Source organism: Ruegeria sp. YS9 (assembly GCF_024628725.1).
In the GTDB taxonomy this organism is placed as follows: Bacteria; Pseudomonadota; Alphaproteobacteria; order Rhodobacterales; family Rhodobacteraceae; genus Ruegeria; species Ruegeria atlantica_C.
Map to the genome: position 1 here is coordinate 1,545,301 of NZ_CP102409.1, position 26,049 is coordinate 1,571,349.

25 protein-coding genes and 1 tRNA gene are annotated in these 26,049 nt (G+C 57.3%); 13 read left to right on the top strand and 13 right to left on the bottom strand.

Annotated features, from left to right (window positions below; translation table 11 throughout):
- Positions 1-4 precede the first annotated feature (4 nt).
- The 3 genes from NOR97_RS07870 to NOR97_RS07880 all read right to left on the bottom strand — a co-directional run bounded on the left by NOR97_RS07870 (position 5) and on the right by NOR97_RS07880 (position 1,983).
- The gene (locus tag NOR97_RS07870; RefSeq protein ID WP_170344207.1) at positions 5-517 is read right to left on the bottom strand and encodes a TRAP transporter small permease; all 513 of its coding nucleotides are present in this window, start codon (positions 515-517) and stop codon (positions 5-7) included.
- Between the two features lie 111 nt (positions 518-628).
- Positions 629-1,774, bottom strand: coding sequence for a TRAP transporter substrate-binding protein (locus NOR97_RS07875; RefSeq protein WP_171362834.1), 1,146 nt, complete (start codon positions 1,772-1,774; stop codon positions 629-631).
- A 23-nt stretch (positions 1,775-1,797) separates the two neighbouring features.
- Positions 1,798-1,983: a hypothetical protein gene (locus tag NOR97_RS07880; RefSeq protein WP_170344203.1), complete on the bottom strand. Its 186-nt coding sequence runs from the start codon at positions 1,981-1,983 to the stop codon at positions 1,798-1,800.
- 134 nt (positions 1,984-2,117) lie between these two features.
- Between NOR97_RS07880 and NOR97_RS07885 the strand changes: the two genes are divergently transcribed.
- Positions 2,118-3,140 (top strand): LacI family DNA-binding transcriptional regulator, encoded by a 1,023-nt coding sequence (locus NOR97_RS07885; RefSeq protein ID WP_257600764.1) that lies wholly within the window; start codon positions 2,118-2,120, stop codon positions 3,138-3,140.
- Positions 3,141-3,264: 124 nt separating this feature from the next.
- Here the strand turns inward: NOR97_RS07885 and NOR97_RS07890 are convergent.
- From NOR97_RS07890 to NOR97_RS07915, 6 genes are all read right to left on the bottom strand, one after another.
- A tRNA-Gly gene (locus tag NOR97_RS07890) sits at positions 3,265-3,338 on the bottom strand.
- A 70-nt stretch (positions 3,339-3,408) separates the two neighbouring features.
- Entirely contained in the window at positions 3,409-4,236 is an 828-nt protein-coding gene (locus NOR97_RS07895) for a polyphosphate kinase 2 family protein (RefSeq protein WP_257600765.1), read from the bottom strand.
- 125 nt (positions 4,237-4,361) lie between these two features.
- Complete coding sequence (locus NOR97_RS07900; protein WP_170344199.1) at positions 4,362-5,423, bottom strand: methyltetrahydrofolate cobalamin methyltransferase; 1,062 nt, start codon at positions 5,421-5,423, stop codon at positions 4,362-4,364.
- A 9-nt stretch (positions 5,424-5,432) separates the two neighbouring features.
- Entirely contained in the window at positions 5,433-6,359 is a 927-nt protein-coding gene (locus NOR97_RS07905; protein WP_257600766.1) for a methylenetetrahydrofolate reductase, read from the bottom strand.
- Between the two features lie 25 nt (positions 6,360-6,384).
- Positions 6,385-6,681 (bottom strand): virulence factor, encoded by a 297-nt coding sequence (locus NOR97_RS07910; RefSeq protein WP_117868895.1) that lies wholly within the window; start codon positions 6,679-6,681, stop codon positions 6,385-6,387.
- Between the two features lie 247 nt (positions 6,682-6,928).
- On the bottom strand, positions 6,929-8,815 hold the full coding sequence (locus NOR97_RS07915; RefSeq protein WP_257600767.1) for a PhoX family phosphatase: 1,887 nt from the start codon (positions 8,813-8,815) through the stop codon (positions 6,929-6,931).
- Positions 8,816-8,995: 180 nt separating this feature from the next.
- Between NOR97_RS07915 and NOR97_RS07920 the strand changes: the two genes are divergently transcribed.
- A complete protein-coding gene (locus tag NOR97_RS07920; protein ID WP_170344196.1) occupies positions 8,996-10,108 on the top strand; it encodes a Ppx/GppA phosphatase family protein in 1,113 nt (370 codons plus the stop codon).
- Positions 10,108-10,830, top strand: a complete 723-nt coding sequence (locus tag NOR97_RS07925; protein ID WP_170344195.1) for an RlmE family RNA methyltransferase — start codon at positions 10,108-10,110, stop codon at positions 10,828-10,830. The genes NOR97_RS07920 and NOR97_RS07925 overlap by 1 nt, the downstream gene beginning before the upstream one ends.
- On the opposite strand, the gene NOR97_RS07930 is transcribed toward NOR97_RS07925, so the two are convergent.
- The 3 genes from NOR97_RS07930 to NOR97_RS07940 all read right to left on the bottom strand — a co-directional run bounded on the left by NOR97_RS07930 (position 10,827) and on the right by NOR97_RS07940 (position 13,870).
- A complete protein-coding gene (locus NOR97_RS07930; protein WP_170344194.1) occupies positions 10,827-10,967 on the bottom strand; it encodes a hypothetical protein in 141 nt (46 codons plus the stop codon). The two genes, NOR97_RS07925 and NOR97_RS07930, sit on opposite strands and share 4 nt — an antisense overlap.
- A 138-nt stretch (positions 10,968-11,105) precedes the next feature.
- A complete protein-coding gene (locus NOR97_RS07935) occupies positions 11,106-13,007 on the bottom strand; it encodes a cytochrome c3 family protein (protein WP_257600768.1) in 1,902 nt (633 codons plus the stop codon).
- Positions 13,004-13,870 carry a YihY/virulence factor BrkB family protein gene (locus tag NOR97_RS07940; RefSeq protein WP_257600769.1) on the bottom strand — a complete coding sequence of 289 codons (867 nt, stop codon included), beginning with the start codon at positions 13,868-13,870 and terminating at the stop codon, positions 13,004-13,006. Before NOR97_RS07940 ends, NOR97_RS07935 begins: the two co-directional genes overlap by 4 nt.
- A 159-nt stretch (positions 13,871-14,029) precedes the next feature.
- Between NOR97_RS07940 and NOR97_RS07945 the strand changes: the two genes are divergently transcribed.
- The 8 genes from NOR97_RS07945 (at position 14,030) to NOR97_RS07980 (ending at position 22,468) form a co-directional block, all read left to right on the top strand.
- On the top strand, positions 14,030-15,115 hold the full coding sequence (locus NOR97_RS07945; protein WP_257600770.1) for an AI-2E family transporter: 1,086 nt from the start codon (positions 14,030-14,032) through the stop codon (positions 15,113-15,115).
- Positions 15,116-15,118: 3 nt separating this feature from the next.
- Positions 15,119-16,225 carry an acetoin utilization protein AcuC gene (locus tag NOR97_RS07950; protein WP_257600771.1) on the top strand — a complete coding sequence of 369 codons (1,107 nt, stop codon included), beginning with the start codon at positions 15,119-15,121 and terminating at the stop codon, positions 16,223-16,225.
- Between the two features lie 122 nt (positions 16,226-16,347).
- Positions 16,348-17,325 carry a MoxR family ATPase gene (locus NOR97_RS07955; protein ID WP_257600772.1) on the top strand — a complete coding sequence of 326 codons (978 nt, stop codon included), beginning with the start codon at positions 16,348-16,350 and terminating at the stop codon, positions 17,323-17,325.
- Between the two features lie 17 nt (positions 17,326-17,342).
- Entirely contained in the window at positions 17,343-18,290 is a 948-nt protein-coding gene (locus NOR97_RS07960) for a DUF58 domain-containing protein (RefSeq protein WP_257600773.1), read from the top strand.
- Entirely contained in the window at positions 18,287-18,760 is a 474-nt protein-coding gene (locus NOR97_RS07965; protein WP_257600774.1) for a DUF4381 domain-containing protein, read from the top strand. Before NOR97_RS07960 ends, NOR97_RS07965 begins: the two co-directional genes overlap by 4 nt.
- Positions 18,760-19,743, top strand: coding sequence for a VWA domain-containing protein (locus tag NOR97_RS07970; protein WP_257600775.1), 984 nt, complete (start codon positions 18,760-18,762; stop codon positions 19,741-19,743). The genes NOR97_RS07965 and NOR97_RS07970 overlap by 1 nt, the downstream gene beginning before the upstream one ends.
- A 2-nt stretch (positions 19,744-19,745) precedes the next feature.
- Positions 19,746-21,242: a VWA domain-containing protein gene (locus tag NOR97_RS07975; protein WP_257600776.1), complete on the top strand. Its 1,497-nt coding sequence runs from the start codon at positions 19,746-19,748 to the stop codon at positions 21,240-21,242.
- Positions 21,239-22,468 (top strand): hypothetical protein, encoded by a 1,230-nt coding sequence (locus tag NOR97_RS07980; protein WP_257600777.1) that lies wholly within the window; start codon positions 21,239-21,241, stop codon positions 22,466-22,468. Before NOR97_RS07975 ends, NOR97_RS07980 begins: the two co-directional genes overlap by 4 nt.
- A 3-nt stretch (positions 22,469-22,471) precedes the next feature.
- Here NOR97_RS07980 and NOR97_RS07985 read toward each other — a convergent pair whose 3' ends face one another.
- Positions 22,472-23,152: a Crp/Fnr family transcriptional regulator gene (locus tag NOR97_RS07985; protein ID WP_257600778.1), complete on the bottom strand. Its 681-nt coding sequence runs from the start codon at positions 23,150-23,152 to the stop codon at positions 22,472-22,474.
- A 198-nt stretch (positions 23,153-23,350) separates the two neighbouring features.
- On the opposite strand from NOR97_RS07985, the gene NOR97_RS07990 reads away from it, so the two are divergent.
- Together NOR97_RS07990 and NOR97_RS07995 are read left to right on the top strand one after the other, a co-directional pair.
- Positions 23,351-24,952 carry an arylsulfatase gene (locus tag NOR97_RS07990; protein WP_257600779.1) on the top strand — a complete coding sequence of 534 codons (1,602 nt, stop codon included), beginning with the start codon at positions 23,351-23,353 and terminating at the stop codon, positions 24,950-24,952.
- 99 nt (positions 24,953-25,051) lie between these two features.
- Positions 25,052-26,041 (top strand): HAD family phosphatase, encoded by a 990-nt coding sequence (locus tag NOR97_RS07995; RefSeq protein WP_257600781.1) that lies wholly within the window; start codon positions 25,052-25,054, stop codon positions 26,039-26,041.
- The last annotated feature ends 8 nt before the right edge of the window (positions 26,042-26,049 follow it).

The following is a 26,049-nucleotide window of genomic DNA, read 5'->3' on the forward strand; positions in this document are numbered from 1 at the left end:
CTCCTCAGTCAAACAGCTTGTCGCCTTCGAAGACGGGGGTGCCGTCACGAAGTGATTTCAGGTCACGCAGGAAGGATTGGATCAGCCGCCATATCATCAGGGCAAATCCAGTGGGCACGGCCATAAGAAACCAGACTTTCGAGACCCGAAGCCCATCCGTGACCGAGCCAAACTTGGCCGAAACGTGAACCGCCTCATACGACCAGTAGAGCGCGATGATCGCCACGCCGAACATCACCAGATCGCCAAAAATATAAAGCACCGCTTTGGGTCGTGGCCCGATGTAGTGCATGATCACATCGATCCGTATATGCGCCCGCTCTTTCACCGCAGCGGCAGCACCGATCCAGGCAAGGTAGATGAAGGAATACCGGACAATTTCCTCGCCCCAGATCGACGAATAGGCAAAAATCTCGCGCCGCAGCACCTCGATGGCCATGGTAATCACCAGCATCACGTAGAACACCAGCAGCAACCAGCGCTCTGCATTCCGGTCTATGTTTTGAAGAATGGTCATCTGATCCTCCGGCGCAGATACAGCCTGACCCACGCCTAGCTTGGCGGGATGTTGTCGGGCTGACTGAATGTAAAGTTCGTGGACGCCTGTCAGGCGTCCACGGCTTGGGCCTTAGGCGTCGTGGACGTAATATTTGCCTTGAGTACCGGCGGCTTCGACCAGCTTTTCGAAGTTTTCCATCGATCCGGCCAGTTCCATCTTGAACGGATCCCAATCGGCGTTCTGATACCCGCCTGCATCCTGCCATTCCGCCAGTTGATCGTCACTGAGCGAATGGAACTGCACCCCGGCCTTGTTCAGCTCGGCCATGGCATAGGCGCGGGCCGACGGAACCTTGGACAGGTTCTGGTGGCTGGTCATTTCCGATCCCCACATGATGCCTTCCTGTACATCGGCAGGCATCGAGTTGAACCATTCCAGGTTACAGGAATAAACCTGGCTGTCCGGCACCGCCTGCGTGAAGGTCACATGGCTGAGGATATCCTTGAAACCGAAGACATAGAGCGCGCCAACCGAAGGATCGAGCGCATCCGCAACGCCCTGCTTGATGGCCGACGGGGTCTCGCCCCAGGCTACCGGCGTCGGGTTGGCGCCGACCATCCGGTAGTATTGTTGCAGCATCTTCGATCCCGGCACGCGGAACTTGATCCCGCTCATGTCACCGGGGGTGAGCACGGCATTGCCGCCCTGACGAACTGCAACCACGCGCGGGTCGATGTTTACATAGAACAGGGCCTTGAATCCTGCGGCCTCGACCTTGGGGTGAACCTCATTTTTCCACGTGTCCGAATGGACAAGGTTGGTGAAACGCTGGTTCGAGCCGCACAGGTACGGCATGTTGATCAGGTCGACTGTCGACGCGAACGGCGCGAAATTCGACAGCGAATGCTGCGCGGCCTGAATGGTGCCGCCCTGCACCTTCTGGACCAGTGCGCCACCCGCACCAAGCTGACCGCCGGGGGCCAGTTTGACATAGACCTTGCCGTTTGTGGCGTTCTGAATGTTTTCTTTCAGGTCCAACTGCATGATCGGATAGCTGCGCGACGCGCCAAGCACATAGGCCGTGGCCACGGTCATCACGTGATCTGCGGCCTTTTCACGCTCGCTCTCTTCCTTCGCGGTCTGCGCAGCGGCCTCGGAAGACCACAAAACACCCCCTGCCCCAGCCACCATTGCGGCCGTGAACGCGCCACTGGCGCTCAGTTTCAGAAAATTGCGGCGCTCGGCCGATGCCAGTTCGGTCTTGTCGGTTTTCATCAATTGCCCTCCCAAGCAAAAGTTCAGCTGCCGTCTTGTGCGTTCCGGTCAGCTTCCTTTTTCAGAATTGCGACAACGAACAGGATCGAAGCCGCGAACAGAACCAACATCTCTCCAACGTCGCCAAGAAACGCGCTGCTCGCAAAAGCACCCAAAGCGACATTTGCGAAATAGATCGCAAAAACGATGACTGATGCAGCGAGATACATTTCCGGGACTCCCTTCAGAATCGGCTCAAATACCTTTGTAAGCGCTTACATCATAAATGCAAGCGCTTACATAAACGCTTTCATCCTTGGAAGAATGCGACTAACTTAGGCGAACCGGAATTAAGAGTTCGAGAATGTCAAAACATCGGTCCGCACCGACGCTGGATGACGTTGCCAAGGCAGCAGGCGTTTCCACTGCCACCGTGTCACGGTGCTTGAACACCCCGCAACAGGTGGTCGAGGCAACGCGGAAACGTGTTCTGTCTGCCGTGGACTCCCTGGGATACACGCCGAACTTTGCAGCACGCGTGATGGCTGCACGGCGTTCTTTCACGATTGGCGCGATAATCCCGACGATGGAAAATGCAATCTTCGCAAGGGGGTTGCAGGCGTTTCAAGAGGAGATTCACAAACAGGGCTACACCTTGCTGGTCTCCAGTTCGGCCTATCAACCGGCCGCAGAAGAAGAACAGATCCGAACGCTGGTTGCGCGGGGCGCCGACGGGCTGTTGCTGATCGGGCATGACCGTGACGCGCAAATCTACGACTATCTCGAAAGGCGTAAAGTGCCGGCCCTGGTCGCGTGGTCCTTCCTGCCAAACGAACCAATACCGTCCGTCGGGTTTGACAACAGACGGGCGATGGAGGCTTTGACAAGCAAGATCATCGAATTAGGCCATACGCGGTTGGCAACGATTTCAGGCATCAGCAAGGGCAACGACCGTGCGCGCCTGCGGATCCAGGGGATAAAAGACGCGATGTCCCGACATGACCTTTCGCAAGACGATCTGGTCGTGATCGAAACCTCGTACGAGATTGAAAATGGCGCCGAGGCATTCAAGCATCTCATGTCGAATGACAACCCGCCGACCGCGGTTTTGTGCGGCAACGACGTTCTGGCCGTCGGTGCGGTGCGGCAAGCTCAGCAGATGGGACTTCGGGTACCCGAAGATGTATCGATCACCGGATTTGATGATATCGAGCTTGCGCGCATCGTCGCCCCTGCCCTGACAACTGTCCATGTTCCTCATCGTGACATGGGACGCAAGGCTGCTTTGGCGTTGATACAGATGATCGAATCCAACGCACCGGGCAAATCTGTCGAACTGCCGACCCGCATCGTAGGCAGAGAGTCTCTGCTTGGCCTCAACAGGTAGCGCCGGCTTTATCAACCCGTTGAGCAGATCCACGGAAACATGCGCCGGTTAGATCCGTAAAGGTGGCGGAAAGCCACGCGGCGTCATCTTTTTGATTGATTAACAGCACTTTACAGATCGTTGCTGGAGCGGGTAGCGGGAATCGAACCCGCGCGTTCAGCTTGGGAAGCTGACAGGCTACCATTACATCATACCCGCCCTGTAAGATGAAATAGCACCAGAACAACCAGACGTTCAACCCGGATCGCAACCAACTTTTTTCGGTTTCTTACTCGGTTCGGGCCCGCAGGCTGTCGATCAGGGACTGGTCGACATCCAAGGCGGCGCCTGCTGCCTCCAAAGTTCGGCGATCGAGATGCTGGGGGTTCAGATCCACCCCTTTTGAAAACGCGTCAACAATGGCCTTCATGGCTGTGATCCGCGCGTATTTCTTGTTGTTGGACGGGATCACATGCCAAGGCGCAACTTCCGTCGACGTCCGCGCCAGCATTTCATCCACGGCCACTTCAGCGACATCCCATTTTTTGCGGTTTCTGAAATCTTCGTAAGTCAACTTCCAGCGTTTCATCGGATTGGTCAGACGCTCGGTAAAACGGCGCATCTGCTCTTCCTGTGAAATGTGGAAGAACAGTTTTACGATTCGAGTCCCGTCATCGACCAGCATTCGTTCGAAATCATTGATTTCCTGATACGCGGCCCGCCAGCGCGTTTCCGGGGTCAGTTTTTCGATCCGCTCCACCAGAACCCGACCATACCAGCTGCGGTCGAAAGCGGAAATCGCTCCCGAAGGCGGCAGGCGTTCCCAGAACCGCAGCAGATAATGCCGGTTGAGATAGTAGTTCCGAGGCGCGCCGATGGGCCAGACCTTGAAGCTGCGCGGGTCCAGGGCCTGACTGATCCTGCGAATGGTTCCGCCTTTTCCGGCAGCGTCCCACCCTTCGAACACCAACACACCTTTGAGCCCATGAAACAGATAGGCTTGCTGAATTCTGGCCAATCTTGTCTGCAATTCGACCAACTGACCAAAGTAGGCTTTTTTGTCCAGTTTCCTGGTCAGATCCGCATCCGAGAGTTTTGGGGGGTGATGTTTACTCATGCTGCCACCTGATCGATGCATCCTGGATCAGGATATCCTGAAGCCTTCTGCAAATTCGACATTGATCAGGGTCAAATGAAAAGGCCGGGCGCTGAGCCCGGCCTTTGCTGTCCGTGTCCTTCAGATCAGGCGCGGCGGCGACGGCCACCACCGCGACGGCCACCGGCGGCGCCGGCGGCGCCCGCCTCGTCCGGTGCTTTGTTGAACCGGATCCACTCACCGCCATGCGGGTCGTTGTTGGTCAGCAGGTTGGCGGCGCGAATGGCCTCCATTTCCTTACCGGCGCGCGGCTTGGTCGAGCCAAGACCGAACAGCTGGCAGAAGGTTTCATCATCCATGTCCGCAGGCAGAATGACACCCTTGGCTTCAATCTCGGCCTTTTTCTCTGCGATCTTCTTGGGCCCTACAGGCAACGCAACAGGGTTCATGATTGCCGAGGTCATACCAGCACCCATCGCCATTGGAAGGAAAGCGTTGTTGATGCCGTGGCGATTTGGCAGGCCGAACGACACGTTGGACGCACCACAGGTGGTGTTTACGCCCAGCTCTTCGCGCAAGCGACGGACCAGCGCGAATACCTGCAGACCAGCAGTTGCCATCGCACCGATGGGCATGACCAGCGGGTCGACCACGATGTCATGCGCGGGAATGCCGAAATCAGCCGCGCGCTCGACAATCTTCTTGGCCACTTCGAAACGCACATCGGGATCTTCCGAAATACCCGTGTCGTCATTCGAGATCGCCACAACCGGCACGTTGTACTTCTTGACCAGCGGCAGAACCAGCTCCAGACGCTCTTCTTCGCCGGTGACCGAGTTCAGCAGAGGACGCCCTTCAGCCGCCTCAAGACCGGCCTCCAACGCACCCGGCACCGACGAGTCGATGCACAGCGGCACGTCAACCAGACCCTGAACCAGTTCGACAATCTGGCGCATCAGCGGCGGCTCGGTCTCGTTCGGGTTGGGATTCGAGTTGTAGACAACGCCCGCATTGATATCCAGAACGGTCGCGCCAGCTGCCACCTGAGCCAAGGCGTCCTTTTCAACGGTCGAAAAATCGCCCGCTTCCAGCTCGGCGGCCAGTTTCTTGCGGCCTGTCGGGTTGATCCGCTCACCGATCACGCAGAACGGTTCGTCAAAGCCCAGGACGGCTGTTTTTGTTTTTGATTCTACGACTGTTCGGGTCATGTCCGTTCCTTAGGAGTTTACAGGCTTTGCCGAAGCGCCGCCGTTATTGATCGCCCAGTTGGCGTTGGTCTTGATTCCGCCCAGCGGGAAGAAGTGCACATTGGTGATGTTGAAATCCGGGTTGGCCGCCTTGTGGTTTGCCAGTTCGGTCACGACATCGGTCGGCTCGTAGGGCAGCAACAGCTTGGAGACATCCATGGCGCGCTTTTGCAGAACCTTCAGCGACGGCCCAACGCCGCACGCGATGGCGAATTTGATCAGGGTTTGCAGCTTGGCCGGACCCGCGATTCCGATATGGATCGGCAGATCGATACCCGCTTCTTTCAGGCTGTCGGCCCAGGCGATGATCGGCTTGGCGTCAAAGGCGAACTGGGTTGCCAGCGCCATTTCGGCATCCGTGGTCTCGTTGAACTTCTGCTTCCAGCGCAACGCGTCATCGACATTCTTGGTCGAGCCGTCCGGGTCGATGTCCTTGTTGCCTTCGGGGTGGCCCGCCACGTGCAGGCGCTTGAAGCCCGCCTTGTCGAACAGACCGGTTTCCAGCAGCTGCATCGAGCTGTCGAAATCGCCGTGCGGGTTGGCGACACCGCCGGCCAGCAACAACGCCTGTTCAACGCCTGCTTCGCCCTGGTACATGGCGATCCAGTTTTCCAACGTCGCCGCATCCTTGATGATCCGAGCCGGGAAGTGCGGCATGACAGGGTAACCTTCCGCCGCAATCCGCTTGGCGGTCTTGACCATGTCTTCGATCGGCGTGCCCTCGATATGGGCGATGTAAACGCGCGTCCCCTCGGGCAACAGCGCGCGGAAGTCATCGACCTTTTCGGCGGTACGCGGCATGACCTCGATCGAATAGCCCTGCAAAAAGGCTTCGACGGTCGGATTTACTGGGCCGTTTTCGACCGCATCACGTTTCTTGAAGTTCAGCAAAGCCATTTCGGCCTCCCATAAAGTCTGGGGCTCATGCCCAACCGTCATTGGCGATCAGCGCTTTGACGCGGTCCTGATCGTATTCCGTTTCCAGACGCACAGCTTCGGCTTCGGCAATCTCGGCAGGATCGCCTTCGACCGCGAAAGGTTCGGCTTTGCGCCATTCGGCCAGATAGGCATCACTGTCCTTGGCGTTCACCTTCATCGCGGCACGGTCGATGGCTTGTTCAAACCGTTCCTCCAACTGCCGCTTTGCGCCACGACGGCCTTTGCCGACGATGACCTGAGCGGGAATGTCGCGCCAATACACGATGGTGACGTCAGGCATTGCTGTGATTCCTCCTAACCCGATGGGCCGGTTCTAAACTTCAATGTAGGCCTGGGTCGGTCGATTTTCGACACACGGCGCTTTTCCAGCGACGTTTTTGCCCACGGTGGTGTATCGGGCTTGTAACCAGTTTTCCGGCAAACGCGCATATCATAATTCTCATCGTCACTATGAAAGCGCTGCATGAAAAAGAAAAACCCCGGACGGGAAAAACCGCCCGAGGCAAGAAGTGATGGGTCAAATGGCCTTAGCCGACCAGACCGCCATCTTCGCGGGTAATGGCGACAATGGCCGAACGCGGCACCGAGTCACCGCCTTCAGGCCAGTGGCTGTTGCCTTTTTCGCCCGGGTGCTGAATGCCGACGAACATCGTACGACGGTCCGGCGACCAGCTGAGACCGGTGACCTCGCATCCATTCGGTCCAACCAGAAAGCGGCGGATTTCACCGGTGACAGGGTCACCTGCCAGCATCTGGTTGTTGCCCTGACCGGCAAAGTCACCTTCGTTGCCGTAATTGCCATCGGTCTGGATCCACAACAAGCCATTGCTGTCGAACTTCAAACCGTCGGGCGAGTTGAACATGTTGTCGGCGTTCACGTTCTCGGATCCGGCATAGGCGTCTTCGTGGACCGTGGGATTGCCTGCCAGCACGTACAGATCCCAGCCGAAGCCAGCCGCAGCATGATCGCCGCCATCCGGACGCCAGCGAAGGATCTGACCGTAATGGTTCTTGTCCCGCGGGTTCGGGCCGTTGGTCGAGGTATCGTCGCCCCCTGCATTCGGCTTGACGCCACGGTTCTTGTTGTTGGTCAGGCAACAGTAAACCTCGGGCGCGTTTGGATTGGCCGCGACCCACTCGGGACGATCCATGGTGGTTGCTCCAACCGCCGAACCAGCCTGACGGGTGTGGATGCAAACCTCGGCCTGCGATGCAAGCCCGGTGGTTTCAGGTGTCAGATCGAGCCACTCACCGGTTCCGTCGTCGTTGAACTTGGCAACCGAAAGTGTGCCTTTTTCCAACAGCGCGTTGGTATCCACACCAGCGGCATAAACCCCTTCCGAGACAAAGCGGTAAAGAAACTCGCCGCGTTCATCATCGCCCATGTAAACGACGACACGGCCGTCGTTGTTCACTATGACTTCGGCGTTTTCGTGCTTGAAGCGTCCCAGTGCTGTCAGCTTGCGCGGTGTCGATGCCGGATCGGTCGGATCGATCTCGACGACATAACCGGCACGGTTCGGTTCGTTTGGGTTTTTCGAGACGTCGAAACGGTCGTCGATCTTGGCCCAGCCATAACCCCAATCGCTGGCCGATACGCCATAGCGCTTCAGTTCCGGGCTGGTCTCGTGGTTTTCATCCTCAGCCGAGAAGTAACCATTGAAGTTCTCTTCACAGGCCAGATACGAGCCCCACGGTGTCATGCCGTTTCCGCAATTGTTCCATGTTCCCTTGCACGTCGTGCCGGACGGATCGGCGGCGGTTTTCATCAAGTCATGGCCGGCGGCCGGACCCGTGATGGTCATTTCGGTCTGCGGTGTAACGCGGCGGTTATACGGGCTGTCCTTTACGATGCCCCAGTTGCCATCGGTGTTCGCGATTTCCACGATCGTGACACCATGCGCCATCATGCCCTTTGCGATGTCGTCATCGGATGCTGGCTTGGCGTCCGGATTGTTGCCCCAAAGAATGCCGCGGTTGGTATATTCGTTGTTCACCACCAGCAGAACATGGCCGTCGTGGAAAAACACATCCTGGCCATCCGTGTTGTCACCAAATGCGCGTGCCTGACTGGCCGCCGTGCCTCGGGTGTCATGATCGAATTCCGGAACGTCCGACCACAGCGGATCACCCCAGCGCACCATGACCTCGGCCTTGTAGCCCGAAGGCACAGTCACTTCGTCCGCCGTCGAAACCGGAATCGCCTCGAACGAGAAACGGTCCGCCGCCGCGCGGGCACCTGTCGGCAGAACCGAGCCGCCAACGGCAGCGAAACTGCCCATCGCCAGAACGCCCCCCATAAACCCGCGACGCGACAACGCACGCTCGACAACGCGGTCAAAGTCACATTCTTCGGGTCGTGGGCTTATGATTTCATCGTATTCATCAAAAGAAAGGGTGTGATCGTCTTTCATGGCAATCTCCATACCTGGCTGTAAGCTCGTAAAGAATCCTGCTGAGGGTTCCGTGGATGCCCATCGCACCCCAGTATGAACGGCACGTGACACGCGCGTTAATTTCAAACTTGAAATCACTTGCACGTCGGCGATCCCCCGCCTAGGGTCGGGGTAACTCGAAAATCGGAGGGCGTAAAAATGGCGCCCAAGCGTCCCAAAGGTGCGGGCGCGTTCCCGAAAGCGGTCGAAAGCCCCGCGCCGGCAAGACCCGATCCGGATGCTCTTTATGCGGCACTGGATCTGGGGACAAATAGTTGCCGCATGTTGATAGCCCAGCCCAAGGGAAGTGGGTTTCATGTGGTCGACAGCTTCTCCAAATCCGTGCAGTTGGGCGCGGGTCTGGAACGCACCGGACGACTGTCGCGGGCGTCGATGTCGCGCACCGTTCAGGCATTGCGAATCTGTCAGCAAAAGCTGAAACGCAACAAGGTCAAACGGATGCGTCTGATCGCCACCGAAGCGTGCCGCCGCGCCAAGAACTCGCGCGAATTCATCCGGCAGGTGAAGCGCGAAACCGGGCTCACGCTTGAGATCATTCAGCCCGAGGAAGAAGCCCGTCTGGCGGTGATTTCCTGTGCCCCGCTGGTTTCGACCAAGACCGAGCAGTTGTTGGTCGTCGACATTGGAGGCGGTTCGACCGAATTGGTCTGGATCGACATATCGTCCGTTCCACGCCGCGACCGACCCGCGGCCATCATGCGGCTGCATCACGGGTTTCACACTGTCGACAGCCCTTTTCCCGCGGCCAAGGTCGTTGACTGGATCAGCGTACCGCTGGGCGTCGCCACGCTGCGGGACCAGTTCAATGATGTCGAGGATGACGCCGCCCGTTTCGCGTTGATGAGTTGGTTTTTCGAGGAAAACCTTGCCGATTTTGCGCCCTACAAGGACGAACAGACGCGCGAAGGGTTTCAGATCGTCGGCACCAGCGGCACGGTCACCACCGTGGCGGCCTCGCATCTGGGCCTCAAGCGGTATGACCGGACCAAAGTGGACGGGCTGCGCATGACCAGCGATCAGATTGACAAAGTCATACGCGGGTATTTAGAACTCGGCCCTCATGGGCGGCGCCGGGACCCTCGCATCGGTGAAGACCGGCAAGCCCTGATCATGTCCGGTTCGGCCATATTGCAGGCTTTGCTTCGTTGCTGGCCCACTGACCGCCTTTCGGTGGCGGACCGGGGGCTGCGCGAAGGTCTGCTTTATGCACAGATGAGCGCGGACGGTGTATTGGAAGACGGACCGTTCTGATGGCGAAGACACCAAGTGGAAAAAACAATTCAGGCCGCGGACAGCGCGACCTGAAGGTCAAGGTCAAGACAGCGCGCGGGCGCAAGCTCAGCTCGACCCGCTGGCTCGAGCGGCAGTTGAACGATCCTTATGTAAAACGCGCTCAGGCCGATGGATATCGTGGGCGAGCGGCATATAAAATTCTGGAACTGGACGACAAATTCCGCTTTCTGGTGCCCGGCGCGCGCGTGGTGGATCTGGGTTGCGCGCCCGGTGGCTGGTGTCAGGTCGCCGTCAAGCGGGTGAACGCGCTGGGCGAGAAATCAGGCAAACGGATCGGATCGGTGCTGGGCATTGACCTGCAAGAGGTCGAACCGGTCGCCGGCGCCGAGATCCATGTTCTGGACTTCATGGAAGATGACGCCGACCAGAAGGTCAAAGACTGGCTGGACGGCAAGGCAGACGTCGTGATGTCGGATATGGCCGCGGCATCATCTGGTCACAAGCAGACCGATCACCTGCGAATCATGGCGCTGTGCGAAGCCGCAGCTTATTTCGCGTTTGACGTTCTGGAAGAAGGCGGAACCTTCGTCGCCAAAGTTCTGGCCGGTGGTGCTGAAGGCGATCTGCAAAAACTGCTGAAGCAGAAGTTTCAGAAAGTTGCCAACGTCAAACCGCCTGCGTCACGCTCGGACAGTTCGGAAAAATTCGTTGTGGCAACAGGGTTTCGCGGCGATTCTTAATCATCCAACCGAATGCGATTTCCGCTCAGGCGTTGTTCGCGCAACGACGTGGCCGCCATGCCCTGCAACATCAATGTGTCACCATGGGTCAGGTATTCAGGTTCGCGGCTGCGCAACTCTTCAATACGTTGCGCCAACGAAATAGATCGTACACCCGTTGGTCTCTGCTTTGACACTTCAATGGACATCCTTCACCTCTGAACAGCACACCTGAAATGTTGTTAGCGGGGAATTTTGCCGCGAACATGGAGCAAATCGGGCACGTATATGCCGGTTCAGGGGCTGAGTTGTTGCGACAATTGCAGCAGGTTCGGATCATCCGGCAGCCTGTCCAGCGCCTCTTGCAGCACTATGCGCGCAGCTTCCGGACCGCGATTGATCTGCGCCAGTTGTACCAGCATCGGCCACGCCTCGGCCCGCTGCGGGTCCAGCGTCACAACTTCGCGAAAGGCCTGTTCAGCCGCAGGAGCATTGCGAAGCGTCAAAGCCATGCCCCCCAGTACAAGGTGGGTTTCCGGGGCATCCAGCCTATTCGAAATCGACTGCTGCCATTCCGACATGCCCTGCCCAAGCTTGGCCCGTTGCTCGGCCGTCAAGCCCTGCGGCGGTATGCTCAAGAACTCTTTGGCGGCAGCGATGCGCACGTTTCGCAGAGGATCAGACAGCAACGGCTCGAGCCTGCGCACCTGATCTGCCGGGCTGGCCTGACGCTGTAGCACCACTGCATTCGCTCGTATCAGCGGGTCATCTTCCTGCAAAAGCGACGCTGTGACAGCGGCTATCTCTGGCGAGCCAAACGGCTGCATAAGATATGCGGCGGTTGCTCTGACGATCCCGGGCTGCGACGCATCCATTGCGACGGCAAGCAAACCCTCGGGCGTGTCGAGCTGCCCTTCGGCCGCAGCCTTGAAAACTGTCCCGTAATGCGGGCGTCGATTTGGCGATTCCGGAAACCAGCCTTCAATCTGGCTTGCAGCCCAGGCCTGGTCCTGGTCTTGATGGCAGTCCGTGCAGGCATCAACGCCCAGCCCAAGATCCGGTCGCGGTATGCGAAAGCTGTGATCGCGTCGACCGTCGACACCCATATAGGTCCGCTGGATCATATGGCAGCTTTTGCATTGGGCCCCTTCCCCGCCTTCCGGGTGATTGTGATGCGCAGGCGTGTCATAGTCCTTTGCGGCAAGGGTGGCGAATTCCGGATTTCCGGCAGGCGAATGGCACTGTGTGCAAACCCCGTTTCCTTCGGCTTTCAATTCTGCGCTGTGCGGCTCGTGGCAGTTCATGCATCCGACGCCCTGCGCGTACATCTTGGATTGCAGGAACGAGCCGTAGACGTAAACCTCATCCAGTATCTGCCCGTCGGGATGATAGGTCCCGGGGCGCAGCACAGCCAGATTATACGCATCATGGTACGGAGTTCCCGGAACCGGGTTTCCGTTGCCATGCGCCTCGCGCCGGGAATGACATCCGGCGCATTGCTGTATTTCTTCTTCGGTCCGCCCCTTGCCCCAACTCAACAGAAAGCCGGCATTGCCCAGGCCATCTGAAGACCCCTGTTCCCGGACCCAATCGATATGTGCGGACCCCGGCCCGTGGCAGGACTCGCACCCGACCCCGATTTCGACCTGCTGAGACGTGTAGGATCTGGTTTGAGGATTGTAGTTCTTCTCAAAACCCGTGGCATGACATTCAGCGCAGCGCGCACTCCAGTTCTTGTAGGGGCCTGTCCAATGCAACCCGTCATCAGGCGGCAGGTCCTGATCAGGGTACAGGTGATACCAGCGCTTTTGCTCTGTGTCCCAAACCACGTCGAAGCTTTGCAAACGGCCCGGTTCGGTCTCGAAAAGGTATTGCTGCAAGGGTTCGATTCCAACGACGGAATGCACGTCATATTCCGTCGTCGCACCGTCTTTTTCCGTTACGCGGGCCGAGTACCTGCCTGCCTCACGTTTGAACTGGACGGACATACCGTCATGATCGAACCGAGTTCCGTCAAAATCGGCCGCAAGAGCGCCGTCAGTGGTATCTGTCCACGCCAGCGCATGATGTGACCCAGCCCAGGCTTCGGCTTCTTGCTGATGACAGTCAGTACACTGATCTGAGCCCACATATTCTGGGGTCTGCGCCTGAACTTCGCCAGCGATTGCAAGGCAGGCCAGTATCAGGGCAAATCTCATGCCGTTTCTCCTTCTGAGGCGTTTTGCAGATCAATCAATGCACCATTGTATTCGGCCCCCAGAATCAGGATCGCTGAATAGAGATACAGGAAAATCAATGCCGCCATGGCCCCCGCCAATCCTGCATAGGTGGCGCTGTAGGTGGCGAACTGGCTGATATAAATTGAAAACGCCCATCCACCGGCCGCCCACAAAGCCAAAGTCAGCAGGACGCCGGGCAGAATTTGCATCAGGCTGTGCCTGCGGGTCGGCAGCACGAGATGTGCCAGAAGAACGGTGCCCGCAGGAACCGCCACCGTGAACGTCCAGCGCAGGCGATCCACGGAAAACCAGTTGGCCACGGCAACTTCCGTGTGTTCGGCCACCAGTTTCGTATAGACCGGCAAAACCACCTCGACGGCGGCGATGATCAGAATGGCCGACCCACCCAGAATGACCAGCACCAGGCAGAGCAGCCGGGTTTTCCAGAACGGCCAACTGTCTTCGTCATGGTAGGCCTGGTTCATGGCTGCACGTACGGCAGCAACGCCGTTGGAAGCAAAATAGATCGCCAGCAAACCACCCAAGGTGATGACACCCGAACCGGATCCGGCCAGAACGGCCCGCAGTTCGGCCACGATGGGATCTGCGACATCCTTGGGCCAAGCTCCAAAAATCAGGTCAATCAACTCATCCGTGACATAGCCTTGCGACAACGCCCCTGCCAGCGCCACGGTGAACAGCACAAAAGGAAACAGCGCCATCATCAGCGACATGGCCACATGGCTGCTCATGACAAAGCCGTTCTTTCTGCTGAACCGACGGATCGACAGCCAAAGCGCCTGAACAGGTCGGCCAAACAGGGGATTCGCGGCAGTGGTCATGCGGCAACCCTAACCTGCCGAAATGGAACACAGAACCCGTCATGAATATCTATTTGGAGAATGAGGGCCAACAAACGCCTGAACGCATTGCATAAACAAGACCTCGCGTGCAGGATTGGGTCGCGCAGGACGGTAAATGCGCCAGACACAGGATACCGAATGACCCCGGATCAAAAAGACATTGCGGTTAGTCCCAAGCTTCGACTGTCTGTTGTCCGGGATACATGCATCATCGCGACGCTGATCGTGCTGGGCCTCTATGCCGGGGCAAACTTCCTGATCCCGCTTGCCATGGCGCTGCTGGTCAATGTTCTGATCATCGCGCTGAGCGATCGCGTCGTCGCCCTGACCCGCGCTCCGGTCTGGCTGGCCAATATTGCCGGTGTGACCGTCGTTCTGGCGGGTTTGTTCATGATCATGTACGTGCTGGGCAGTCAGGCGACGCAGTTTGCACGCTCGATCAGCACCTATGAAAACCAGTTTGATGGTGCCGTCGAGCGTGTAACGGGGCTGGTCGGCAACGACGTGACCACCTTCATTCGTGACAATCTGGTCAGTATCGACATGTCCTATGTCGCACGCATATTGCTGGGCAGCGCCACCTCATTGTTGAACCAGTTCTTCCTGATCAGCCTTTATGTCGCCTTTCTGATGGCCGAACGACTGGCGTTTCGGAAAAAGATCCAACTGGCCGCCGGAGATCCTGTCGCCGCAGCCGAGTTTTCCGCCATGCTCGATGCGATTTCGGTCAGCTTGCAACGCTATGTCGGCGTCAAAACCCTGATCAGCCTGATAACGGCAACCATCAGCTATACGGTTTTCCGCTCGCTTGGTCTGGAATACGCGGAAACATGGGCCGTACTGACCTTTGCCCTGAACTTCATTCCTTCGATCGGTTCGATCATAGCGGTGTTTTTTCCGGCCATGATCGCGCTTGTTCAATTCGAAACGATCATTCCCTTCCTGGTCATCGTGCTGGGATGTGGAACGATCCAATTCCTGATCGGCAACTTCCTTGATCCGGCCATGCTTGGCCGATCCCTGAACATGTCGACCTTTCTTGTCATTCTGGCCCTGACCTTCTGGACAACGGTCTGGGGCCTGATCGGAGCGTTTCTGAGTGTGCCTTTGACCGTATGCATCCTGATCGTTTTCAGCCACATCCCGGCCCTTCGGCCGGTTGCCATACTGATGTCTCTGGATGGCAGATTGGGCGAGGACAACAGTCAGGCCGCAGCAAGCTAGGTCATGAAGCGCCCCCTGTTCATCGGATCCGATATCTACCGCAACTCGACCTACGGTTCAAAACACCCGCTGGCCATCCCGCGGGTTTCAACTGTCATCGATCTGTGTCGCGAACTGGGATGGTTGACCTCCGAGAACTACCGCGTCAGCCCCTGCGCAAAGCCAAGTGTATTGGAAAGGTTCCATACGCCGGACTATATCGCCGCCCTGCAAAAGGCGGAAGCGGACCAGCATGTCACGGACGAAACACGGGATAAATACGGTTTGGGGACGCTGTCGAACCCGGTCTTTGCCGAGATGTATCGCCGGCCGGCAACCGCCGCCGGTGGTTCCATGCTGGCCGCCGAACTGATCCGGGATGGAGGGATCGTTTTCAACCCTGCGGGCGGTACGCATCACGGCCTTGCGGACCGGGCGAACGGGTTTTGCTATCTGAACGATCCGGTTCTGGCGATACAGACCCTTTTGAACGCTGGCCTGGATCGCGTGGTCTATGTCGACATCGACGCCCATCATTGCGATGGGGTTGAACTTGCGTTTCGCGGGTCGGACAGAGTCCGGATGATCTCGGTGCATGAAACGCGGCGGTGGCCGTTCACGGGCCAACTTGAGGAAGACGCCGGTGGCGCGGCCTTCAACCTGCCGGTTCCAAGACATCTAAATGACGACGAATTCGCCGCCGTTCTGGATCAATTGATCCTGCCAGCCACCGAGGCGTTCAAACCGCAAGCGATTGTCCTGCAATGCGGGGCCGATGCCGTGGCCGAAGACCCGCTTTCGCGTTTGACCCTGTCCAACAACGCGCACTGGCGAACGGTCGCGGCGCTGAAACAGCTTTCGGCACGTTTTCTGGTTCTGGGCGGCGGAGGGTACAACCCCTGGTCCGTAGGGCGATTGTGGAGCGGCGTTTGGGCCACCCTGAATGACTTTGAAGTTCCTGACACACTTGACGACGCTCCACAGAAAATCCTGCGGGATCTGACCTGGAGCAGGGCCGCAGGACAGGCGCCTCAACCCCACTGGCTGAACAGTTTGCGAGACGCGCCAAACCCCGGCCCCATACGACAGGAAGTGAAGGACGATTTACGTCGCCTCACCGCCAGACATTGACAGTAGATCGGCCTGTCAAAGCCTGCTAACATTCCGACATTTCGGGATATTCCTGACCGACCCGACCCCTGTTCCGTCATCAATTCATTTCTTTCAGTTTGGCACCGATTGGACCACCACCTATGAATGCACTTAATCAGATACTTGATCTCAAGGCCCGCATGAGCCAGTCCATCATAGGGCAAACCGAGGTCATCGACCGACTGCTGATCGGGATGCTGGCCAACGGAAACCTTCTGATCGAAGGTCTGCCCGGATTGGCCAAAACACGTGCAGTCAAGGCAATGGCACGCAATCTGGACGCGGAGTTCAGCAGGATCCAGTTCACGCCTGATCTGCTGCCTTCAGACGTGACGGGAACCGAGGTGTTTCAACAAACTGATGAGGGCGGCACCTTTCACTTTGAACACGGGCCGATCTTTGCCAACATCGTACTCGCTGACGAGATCAACAGGGCACCGGCAAAGGTGCAGGCCGCTTTGCTGGAAGCGATGGAAGAACGGCAGGTCACGGTTTCCGGAACCACCCACAAGATGGAACCATTGTTCATCGTGATGGCAACCCAGAACCCCATTGAACAAGAAGGCACCTATCCCCTGCCCGAAGCGCAGATGGACCGGTTCCTGATGCATGTTCAGATCACCTATCCGCCGGTCGAAGACGAGGTTGAAGTGATCCGGCTGGTACGGGGCGAAGAGATCGCCGCCGGGAAAGGCGCGTCAAGCGAGCCACCACCGACGATCCCGCAGGACGCCGTTTTTGCAGCGCGTTCGGAAATCGGGCAGATCCATGTTTCGGATGCAATGGACCGCTATATGGCCGATCTGGTTCAGGCGACCCGGACGCCTGCGGCGTTCAGCGCAGAACTGGCCAGCTGGATCGAAATCGGCGCCAGCCCGCGTGCCTCATTGGCATTGGACAAATGCGGTCGGGCGCATGCGTGGATGAACCAGCGTGATTATGTGGACCCTGCGGATATTCGAGCCATAGCACATGACGTGTTCCGTCACCGCATCACGCTGAGCTTCGAAGCGCAGGGGAACGCCAAAACGGCAGATGACGTGATCGCGGAAATCCTGCGTCTCGTCGCGCTGCCCTGACGGTTCGGGTTGGCCGGGTGCATCAATCCTCAGCATATCCCGATGATCCCCGCATTCACGTCACTGCGGATCACCTGTTGCGTCTGGAACTGCATTCCCGTGCCCTGAGCTTTTTGCCACGTCAGCCTGCCCGGTCGATCCTGAATGGAACACACGCATCGCGCCTGCGCGGACGCGGCCTGAACTTCGAAGAATTGCGCAACTACCAACCGGGCGACGACATCCGCACCATTGACTGGAAAGTCACGGCGCGAACCGGTGAGCCCCATGTCAGGGTCTATACCGAGGAAAAAGACCGCCCTGCCCTGTTGCTGGTCGATCAACGCGTTTCGATGTTTTTCGGAACGGAGGTCTACATGAAATCGGTCATCGCCGCCGAAGCTGCCGCAATCACCGCGCATCGCGTTCTTGGCCAGGGCGATCGTGTCGGTGGTCTGGTCTTCAACGACACAAGCGTTGCGGAACACAGGCCGCAGCGCCGCGCTGCTGCGCTCATGCGGTTTCTGTCATCCATCGGGGCTGCCAATTCGGCCTTGCATGCTGCCTTGAACCCGCAACCCACCGTGGCTTTGAATGACATGTTGGCGGAAGCCGCGCGCATGTCCCAAACCAACGGGCTGGTTTGCCTGTTTTCCGATTGTGACGGGCTTGACGAAAGATCGGAATCCTTGCTGCGCCGCATTGCGGTCTCAAACGATCTGATCGTGTTCAATATTGCTGACAAAACAGCAAAGGGACTGGCGCCCGATCTGAAACTCACGGTCTCGGACGGGCGCGACCAGATCGAAATCGACAGCTCCGACCCCGAATTGTCCGGGAAAATTCGCAAGTCCATGGAGGACAGGTTGAACCACCTGCATACATGGTCCCGGCGATACGGTTTTCCCGTTGTTCCTTTGACAACCGCGGAACCCGCCCTGGATCAGTTGCTGTATCTGTTCGGGCATCGCAGGGGGCAGAAATGAGCATCGACACGACAGGGAAATCTCTGGTTGATCTGTTGAATATGCTCGAGCCGGCACCGGAACCCACGACTATTTCGATGGTTCCACAGACATGGGGATGGTTGGCGCTGGCCGTTATACTGCTTGGGTTTGTTGGACTGGTCTGTGTTCTTTTCGTCCGGCGAAGGCGGGCGAACGCGTATCGACACCAAGCGCTGGCCGAGCTGGCAGACCCGGATATCACGTCGGCAAAGGTTGCCGAAATCCTTCGCCGCACCGCGTTGGTCGCATATCCGCGCAAGCAGGTTGCAGGGATCCACGGGGATGATTGGTTGAGCTTCCTTTCGCAAACATCTGATGATTCCACATTTTTATCGAACATAGGACAATCACTGATCGAAGCGCCGTACAAGGACCTGCCGCCAAACCGCGCCTTGACACAACTTGCTCGGCATTGGGTCAAGTCCCATAAACCGCATCGGGGACCGTGATGTTTTCCTTCTCTGCGCCTTGGGTGTTTTTGCTCCTGCCGCTGCCGGTGCTGGTCTACGCCATTGCTCCGCCCCGGCGGGAAACAACCGCGTCCATTCGCATTCCGTTTTTCCGCCGCGTAGCCCAGGCGGCCTGTGTCGAGCCGCAATCCGGGTCAATGATCCGAACCCGGGCCCGGCTGCAAACAGCAAGCGCCGCCTTGATATGGATTCTGTTGGTTCTGGCGCTGGCGCGTCCGGAGCGTCTGGGCGATCCCGTCGTGATGGAAAAATCAGCCCGCGATGTGGTTTTGGCACTGGATATCTCTGGCTCGATGGATCAGCGCGACTTTCAGACCGGATCCGGTGCCCCGATGCAAAGGCTGGACGCGGTCAAAGAGGTTCTGAAGCAATTCATCTCTGAAAGAGATGGTGACAGGATGGCGCTGATCATCTTTGGAACACGCGCATTCATTCAAGCGCCTTTCACGGAAGATCTGAACAGTTTGAATGGGTTCCTGGACCAAACTCAAGTTGGCATGGCAGGTCCGAACACCGCTTTGGGCGATGCCATAGGACTTGGCATTCGAACCTTTGAATCCAGCGAGGTTGACCAGCGCCTGATGATCGTACTCAGCGATGGCGCCGATACGTCCAGTCGCATGACACCGGTCAATGCTTCGGCCATTGCTGCGGAAAAGAACGTGGTTGTCTATACGATTGGTGTCGGAGACCCGAATGCCACGGGCGAAGACCGCGTCGATCTTCAGGCATTGAAGGACATAGCCGATCGCACAGGCGGAGAGTATTTCTTTGCCGACGATGCAACGGCCCTTGAACAGACCTATGAACGCATTGATTCACTGAACCCCAGAATTGTGGAAACGCAAAGCTATCGCCCCAAACAAAGCCTTGCCCATATTCCGTTGCTATTCGCGCTGATCGTCATTTTGGTCAGCATGGCCGGGTTTCATTTCTCACAGCGACACCAGGGGGCCGTTTGACGATGGATCTGGCTGATTTCCATTTTATCCGAGGCTATTACCTGCTGCTTCTCATCCCCATCTTTGCGTTGTGGTGGCGGATCAGACCCAGACCGATGGCAGAAACCAAACGGCCGTCAGGGATCGCCCCGCATCTTGCCGAGGCCTTGCTGCTGGGCAAGGAAGAAAACCGGCGCGTCCAGCCCATTGACGTTGCGATGATCATTGCGGCGCTTGTCACATTGGCGGCCTCGGGCCCGACTTGGTCGCGTGCGCCCAACCCGCTGATCGCGGATACGGCTCCGTTGGTGATCGCTCTCAAAGTCACCGACGGCATGGAAAGCTCGGACCTTGCGCCATCCCGGCTGGATCGGGCACGGTTCAAGATTTCCGACCTGATCAACGAACGCGCCGGTGCTCGAACCGCCCTGATCGCCTATGCAGGAACCCCGCATCGCGTTGCCCCTTTGACCGAAGATGCGAACATACTTCGTCCGTTGCTTGAGGGGTTGACGCCCGAGGTGATGCCGAAGGACGGCGATGCCGCGGCCGATGCGCTTGCGTTGGCTCTGTCCATTCTGGATGACAGCGACGGTCCGGGGGCTGTGTTGTTCGTGCTGGATGACCTCGATCCATCTCAGGTATCTGGGTTAAACGCTTCGAATACTGATATTTTCTTTCTCACCATGCTGCCTGACGGTGGTCGTATTGCTCAGTTGGACAACCTCCAGAATGCATCAGTGGTGGCGTTTTCGTACGACGACCGGGACGTCACTCAACTGACGCGCCGTATCCAATCAGCCTATACAGCCGCCCTGGATGACGATGACCGCCTGGACTGGCAGGACAAAGGCTGGATTCTGGCCTGGCCTGCTGCACTGCTGTCCCTGCTATGGTTCCGGAAAGGCTGGGTGGTCCGATGGGCAATTCTGGCTTTGATTGTGTTGCCCACATCCGGAGCGCGCGCAGAAGGATGGAGAGACTGGTTTTTCACCCCTGACCAACAGGGCCAGATTGCGATGAACCAAAAACGGTTTGGCGACGCGGCCGAGATGTTCGAAGACCCATATCACAAGGGATATGCCTATCTCAGGGATGGTCAATACGAAAAGGCGTCGTCCGTCTTTTCCACGCTGGACACGCCGGAAGCTGCGTTTGCCGAAGGAATGGCCCAAATAAGGAACCGCGAGTATCGCCCAGCCATATCGGCGTTCGAAACCGCCTTGGAACGTCGCCCCGACTGGCCCGAAGCCCAACATAATCTCGACGTATCCAAAGCCATCCTGGACTATGTCGAAACGACGCGCGAACAGTCCGATACCGGCGAAGAAGCTGGCATCGGTGCAGATGATACGGTGTTTGACAACGACGCAGCACGCGGCAGTGACACCACGGTTCAAGCCGCCAAGGACCGGCCGCAGTCACTGTCCGCCGACCAGTGGATCAGTATGATCGACACCGATATGCAGGATTTTCTGAAAAACCGTTTCCTGTTGGAGAATCAGGAGCAAACAGAATGAGATACCTTGCTGTCTTCATTCTGCTGATGCCGGTTTCCTTGTCCGCACAGGACAGTTCATCCTACCAACCGCAGGTTTCAGTAGACATCCCGAACCAGGCCGTCATCGTCGGCCAGCCCGCCATCGTCCGCATCAAGGTTCTGGTTCCGACCTTCATGCCGCAACCGCCCGTATTCCCATCATTGGAGCAACAAAACATCCTGGTTCGCCTGCCTGAAAGGGCTTCTGGTCCGGTAAGCGAAACGGTGGACGGAGAGACGTGGTCGGGGGTGCAGCGCAGTTATCGCCTGTATCCGTTGGCACCAGGGCCGGTCGCGTATGACGCGCAAGAGGTTGTCGTGACATTTGCCGATCCGCAGTCCAATGATCCGGTTCAGGTTTCGATGGCGCTTCCCCCCATACAGCTCAATGCAGAAATCCCGGATGGCGCACAGGGTCTTGACCCGCTGATCATCGCAAGCGGTTTCTCTCTTGATCAGAAGCTAGACGGTCCGACCGATATGCAGGCCGGCGATTCCATCACGCGCGAGATAAGCGCGCAGATCTCTGGCACCACGGCCCTGACAATCCCGGCGCTGACGCCGCAGGATCAAAGCCAACTGCTTCGTGCCTATCCCAAGGAACCCCGCTTTTCAGAAACAGAGGACCGGGGCATCCTGTCCGGGCAGCGGGTCGAAGAAACCGTGTACATCGCCCAAGATGGTGGCGACACACAATTGTCGGCCGTTTCGATCGACTGGTTCAATCTGGACACCGGTCAGATCGAAACGGCATCACTTCCCGCGACCACGCTTTCACTGACACCCCCCAAGCGACAGCCACCAGACGCGAAAACCATCATCAAATCAGTTCTTTTCCTTGTCATTGCTGTATTCGCATTTTGGACATTGGGAAGGTTTCTGCGCCCGCGCTATGCAACCTGGAAAACGGAACGGCGCCGCAGGTATCTGGCTTCGGAGAGATATGCCGTCGATGCCTTGCAATCCGCTTTGCACTCACGGGATCTGCGCGCGGTTTATCAGGCATTGGATCTTTGGAAATCACGCAGCGCGCATCCCGAGCGTTCTTTGGATCTTGAGAACAGCCTGATGAAGATCGGTGCTGCGCGGTATTCAGCGACGGCTGGCAACAGCCCGGAAGATTGGCAAGCGGCCATGCAACACCTGGGTGCACTGAACAGCGCAAAAGAACGCAAGGGCGGGTCTTTGCCCCCGCTCAACCCTTAGATTTCAACTTTGACAGTTGCTGATCAGCTTGCGCCGGTCGATCAACCGTAGCCGGCCATAGCCCAATTCCACGAGGCCCAGATCCGCCAGGTGGTGCAGATGCCGGTGCAACGTCGGCTGAGATACCGCAACCATTTCAGCAAGCTCTTCCTGAGACACGACAATCCACCCATCAGATTTCAAGGTGCCTTCATCAAGATGCAACAGGCGCAGCACCAGACGCTTTTCAGACCCCGTAACCGCAAGGTTGGCCATGATGCGCAGTGCGGTCTTCATGTTTTCATGCGTCAACGCATAGAAATCACGGATGTATTCCGGGTTTTTCCGAACCAATCTTGCCACGCGGGAACCGGGAAAAAACAACGTGCGGGTCTTTTGCGTTGTCACGACGCTGACCAGCCGTTTCGCCCCGGAGAAAAGCGCAAGATCCCCGATCCAGAAACCCGATCCATCCTGATGCAAGACGAATTCCCGTCCGTCATCGGCAGGTGCGGTGATCTGAAGCGAGCCTGAAAGCACCGCGAAAATACCATTGGCCTGATCGCCGTGGTGGTAAAGGGTTTCTCCGGAATCGAAGGTTCTGTGAACTGCGACGGTCATAAGATCATTCTGAAACCTTGAATCGCGCGCGCCAAACCATTCGGTTTGGGTCAGAATCCGCATATCCTCATCAGAATCAAACATTTGTATCTTTCAAAATAATCATATGATAAGTTTTCGATACGTTTCATCGCTTAAAATAACTGTGTTCACTGCTCGAACAAGTATCTGTTTTTTGTGCGGGCAATCAACAACTTGCTTGCAGCTTCAAAGTATAGGCTCGCGGCTTCAATTATATTTTCTTTTCCGGGTCGTTAAGACCCGACTGATCAGGAGCACTTCATGTCATCTCCACGAATGATTGCAGACAATTGGCGCAGAACACTGCGCCGGTTCGCCGTGGCGACCGTTACTGTCGCCCTTGCCGTGCCCGCCTGGGCGCAGGATCAAAAACCCAATATTCTTGTGATATGGGGCGACGACATCGGTCAATCCAACATCTCTGCCTACACCATGGGCCTGATGGGATATCAAACTCCCAATATCGACAGGGTTGCCAAGGAAGGCATGATCTTTACCGACTACTACGGTGAACAATCCTGTACGGCTGGTCGGTCCTCGTTCATCATGGGCCAGTCTGTGTTCCGCACCGGATTGTCCAAAGTTGGTTTGCCGGGCGCGAAAGAGGGCATGCAGGTTGAAGATCCAACGATTGCCGGCCTACTAAAAGCTCAAGGCTATGCAACCGGTCAGTTTGGAAAGAACCACTTGGGCGATCGGGACGAAATGTTGCCGACCAATCATGGGTTTGATGAGTTTTTCGGAAATCTCTACCACCTGAACGCCGAGGAAGAGCCTGAAAACGAAGACTACCCCCAAAACCCGGAATTCCGCGAACGGTTCGGTCCGCGCGGGGTCATAAAATCCAGTGCTGACGGAATGATCGAAGACACCGGCCCACTGACCAAAAAGCGTATGGAAACGGTGGATGACGAAACGGTTGCGGCCGCGCTCGACTTCATCACGCGCAAAACGGAAGAAGGTGTTCCGTGGTTTGTTTGGTGGTCCGGCACCAGAATGCACTTCCGTACTCATGTCAAAGACGAAATGCGCACGAAAGCCGACGAAATCGCCGGCAAGCATATGGATGAATACCAAGCAGGGATGATCGAGCATGACATGCATGTCGGCCAATTCCTTGCCCTGCTGGATGAACTGGGGATCGCGGACAACACGATCGTTCATTATTCCACCGACAACGGCCCGCACATGAACACCTGGCCGGATGCGGCGATGACACCGTTCCGAGGGGAAAAGAACACAAACTACGAAGGTGGTTGGCGTGTTCCGTCAATGGTACGCTGGCCCGGCAAAATCGACGCCGGCTCGGTCAGCAACGAGATCATGCATCACATGGACTGGTTGCCGACCTATTTGGCGGTTGCAGGTAATCCGAACATCAAGGAACAGCTGCTTGAAGGGATCACCGTGGCCGAAGTTGGCGGCGGACGCGACTACAAAGTGCATTTGGATGGATACAACTTCCTGCCGTACCTGACGGGTGAAACAGATGAAGGCCCACGTCACGAGATTTTCTACTTCTCCGACGATGGTGATCTGACTGCGTTGCGTTACGATGACTGGAAGGCAGTGTTTCTTGAGCACCGCTATCCGCAGACTTTGCGTGCTTGGGCCGAGCCCTGGACCGAACTGCGTATTCCGTTGCTCTTCAACCTGCGCCGCGATCCGTACGAACGGTCCAATGTCACTTCCAACACCTACTGGGATTGGTATATCGACCGTGTTTACCTACTGCTGCCTGCGGCAGAATATGTGGGCCAGTTCCTGGAAACATTCGAAGAGTTCCCGCCGCGTCAGAAGCCGGGCAGCTTTACGATTGGCGACGCCAAGGACAAGATCTTCAGTCAGGTCGGCTCCAAGTAAAATCGCGACACCTGAACCCGCAGCACCTGATCGGCGCTGCGGGTTTTTTGTTTTATCCACGGTATTTCTTACCGAAACATGCGTCGAAGGAATTAGGCCATGACAAGAGAGCCCCTAGCCTTGGCTGTTGCAGTCGTACTGAGCGGACTTGCGAGCTTCACGGCATCCGCAGATCCGCTGCCCTCATGGGCGGACACGGAATCGCGGGACCATATCGTTGACTTTGTCGAGGCGGTGACAGACCCTGAGAACAAAAGCTACGTAACCCCGGCAGCCCGGATCGCGGTATTTGACAATGACGGTACGCTCTGGGCTGAACAGCCGGTGTATTTCCAGTTCATTTTCGCCATGGATCGGCTTTCTGAACTTGCCGAACAAGATCCTTCGATCCTGTCCACACCTGCTTTGAAAGCCGCTGCCGAAGGTGATCTTGCGACGGTTCTTCAAGGCGGTCACGATGCGTTGATCGAAGTTGTCAACGCGTCACATTCCGGGACGACTGTCGAGGCGTTTCAGGCCGCAGTCGCGGAATGGCTGGCCGAAGCGCGACACCCGGACACCGGATTGCCTTATGACCAGATGACCTATCAGCCCATGGTCGAGCTGTTGCGCTATCTGCGGGACGAAGGGTTCAAGACCTATATTGTCTCGGGTGGCGGTATTCACTTCATGCGGGTCTTTGCGGAACAAGCCTATGGCATTCCGCCGGAACAGATTCTGGGCACCTATGGAAACTCGACTTTCGAAGATGTCGATGGCGTTCCGACCGTCATCAAGGCCCCCGGGATTGCCTTCATCGACGACAAGGAAGGCAAACCCATCAACATCGAACGCACAATCGGCAAACGCCCTATTCTGGCCGCCGGAAACTCAGACGGCGATTTCGCCATGCTGGATTGGACAACCTCGGGCAATGGGCCACGGCTGGGTGTTCTGATCCACCATACCGATGCCGAGCGGGAATGGGCCTATGATCGGGAAAGTCCGATCGGACGGTTGGTTGACGGTTTGGATCAGGGGCCGGACAAAGGCTGGGTCATCGTCGATATGGCGAAAGACTGGTCGCGGGTCTACACTGGAGGAAACTGAACGACCCG

What these genes read in the sequence shown, in the direction of transcription:
- NOR97_RS07905 (WP_257600766.1), bottom strand. Translation starts at nt 6,359, where the DNA reads ATGGCTTTGCTGAACTTCAAGAAACGTGATGCGGTCGAAAACGGCCCA.
- NOR97_RS07945 (WP_257600770.1), top strand. Translation starts at nt 14,030, where the DNA reads ATGACCCCGGATCAAAAAGACATTGCGGTTAGTCCCAAGCTTCGACTG.
- NOR97_RS07995 (WP_257600781.1), top strand. Translation starts at nt 25,052, where the DNA reads ATGACAAGAGAGCCCCTAGCCTTGGCTGTTGCAGTCGTACTGAGCGGA.
- NOR97_RS07990 (WP_257600779.1), top strand. Translation starts at nt 23,351, where the DNA reads ATGTCATCTCCACGAATGATTGCAGACAATTGGCGCAGAACACTGCGC.
- NOR97_RS07965 (WP_257600774.1), top strand. Translation starts at nt 18,287, where the DNA reads ATGAGCATCGACACGACAGGGAAATCTCTGGTTGATCTGTTGAATATG.
- NOR97_RS07940 (WP_257600769.1), bottom strand. Translation starts at nt 13,870, where the DNA reads ATGACCACTGCCGCGAATCCCCTGTTTGGCCGACCTGTTCAGGCGCTT.
- NOR97_RS07910 (WP_117868895.1), bottom strand. Translation starts at nt 6,681, where the DNA reads ATGCCTGACGTCACCATCGTGTATTGGCGCGACATTCCCGCTCAGGTC.
- NOR97_RS07935 (WP_257600768.1), bottom strand. Translation starts at nt 13,007, where the DNA reads ATGAGATTTGCCCTGATACTGGCCTGCCTTGCAATCGCTGGCGAAGTT.
- NOR97_RS07950 (WP_257600771.1), top strand. Translation starts at nt 15,119, where the DNA reads ATGAAGCGCCCCCTGTTCATCGGATCCGATATCTACCGCAACTCGACC.
- NOR97_RS07955 (WP_257600772.1), top strand. Translation starts at nt 16,348, where the DNA reads ATGAATGCACTTAATCAGATACTTGATCTCAAGGCCCGCATGAGCCAG.
- NOR97_RS07885 (WP_257600764.1), top strand. Translation starts at nt 2,118, where the DNA reads ATGTCAAAACATCGGTCCGCACCGACGCTGGATGACGTTGCCAAGGCA.
- NOR97_RS07980 (WP_257600777.1), top strand. Translation starts at nt 21,239, where the DNA reads ATGAGATACCTTGCTGTCTTCATTCTGCTGATGCCGGTTTCCTTGTCC.
- NOR97_RS07870 (WP_170344207.1), bottom strand. Translation starts at nt 517, where the DNA reads ATGACCATTCTTCAAAACATAGACCGGAATGCAGAGCGCTGGTTGCTG.
- NOR97_RS07970 (WP_257600775.1), top strand. Translation starts at nt 18,760, where the DNA reads ATGTTTTCCTTCTCTGCGCCTTGGGTGTTTTTGCTCCTGCCGCTGCCG.
- NOR97_RS07985 (WP_257600778.1), bottom strand. Translation starts at nt 23,152, where the DNA reads ATGTTTGATTCTGATGAGGATATGCGGATTCTGACCCAAACCGAATGG.
- NOR97_RS07915 (WP_257600767.1), bottom strand. Translation starts at nt 8,815, where the DNA reads ATGAAAGACGATCACACCCTTTCTTTTGATGAATACGATGAAATCATA.
- NOR97_RS07895 (WP_257600765.1), bottom strand. Translation starts at nt 4,236, where the DNA reads ATGAGTAAACATCACCCCCCAAAACTCTCGGATGCGGATCTGACCAGG.
- NOR97_RS07920 (WP_170344196.1), top strand. Translation starts at nt 8,996, where the DNA reads ATGGCGCCCAAGCGTCCCAAAGGTGCGGGCGCGTTCCCGAAAGCGGTC.
- NOR97_RS07900 (WP_170344199.1), bottom strand. Translation starts at nt 5,423, where the DNA reads ATGACCCGAACAGTCGTAGAATCAAAAACAAAAACAGCCGTCCTGGGC.
- NOR97_RS07875 (WP_171362834.1), bottom strand. Translation starts at nt 1,774, where the DNA reads ATGAAAACCGACAAGACCGAACTGGCATCGGCCGAGCGCCGCAATTTT.
- NOR97_RS07975 (WP_257600776.1), top strand. Translation starts at nt 19,746, where the DNA reads ATGGATCTGGCTGATTTCCATTTTATCCGAGGCTATTACCTGCTGCTT.
- NOR97_RS07925 (WP_170344195.1), top strand. Translation starts at nt 10,108, where the DNA reads ATGGCGAAGACACCAAGTGGAAAAAACAATTCAGGCCGCGGACAGCGC.
- NOR97_RS07880 (WP_170344203.1), bottom strand. Translation starts at nt 1,983, where the DNA reads ATGTATCTCGCTGCATCAGTCATCGTTTTTGCGATCTATTTCGCAAAT.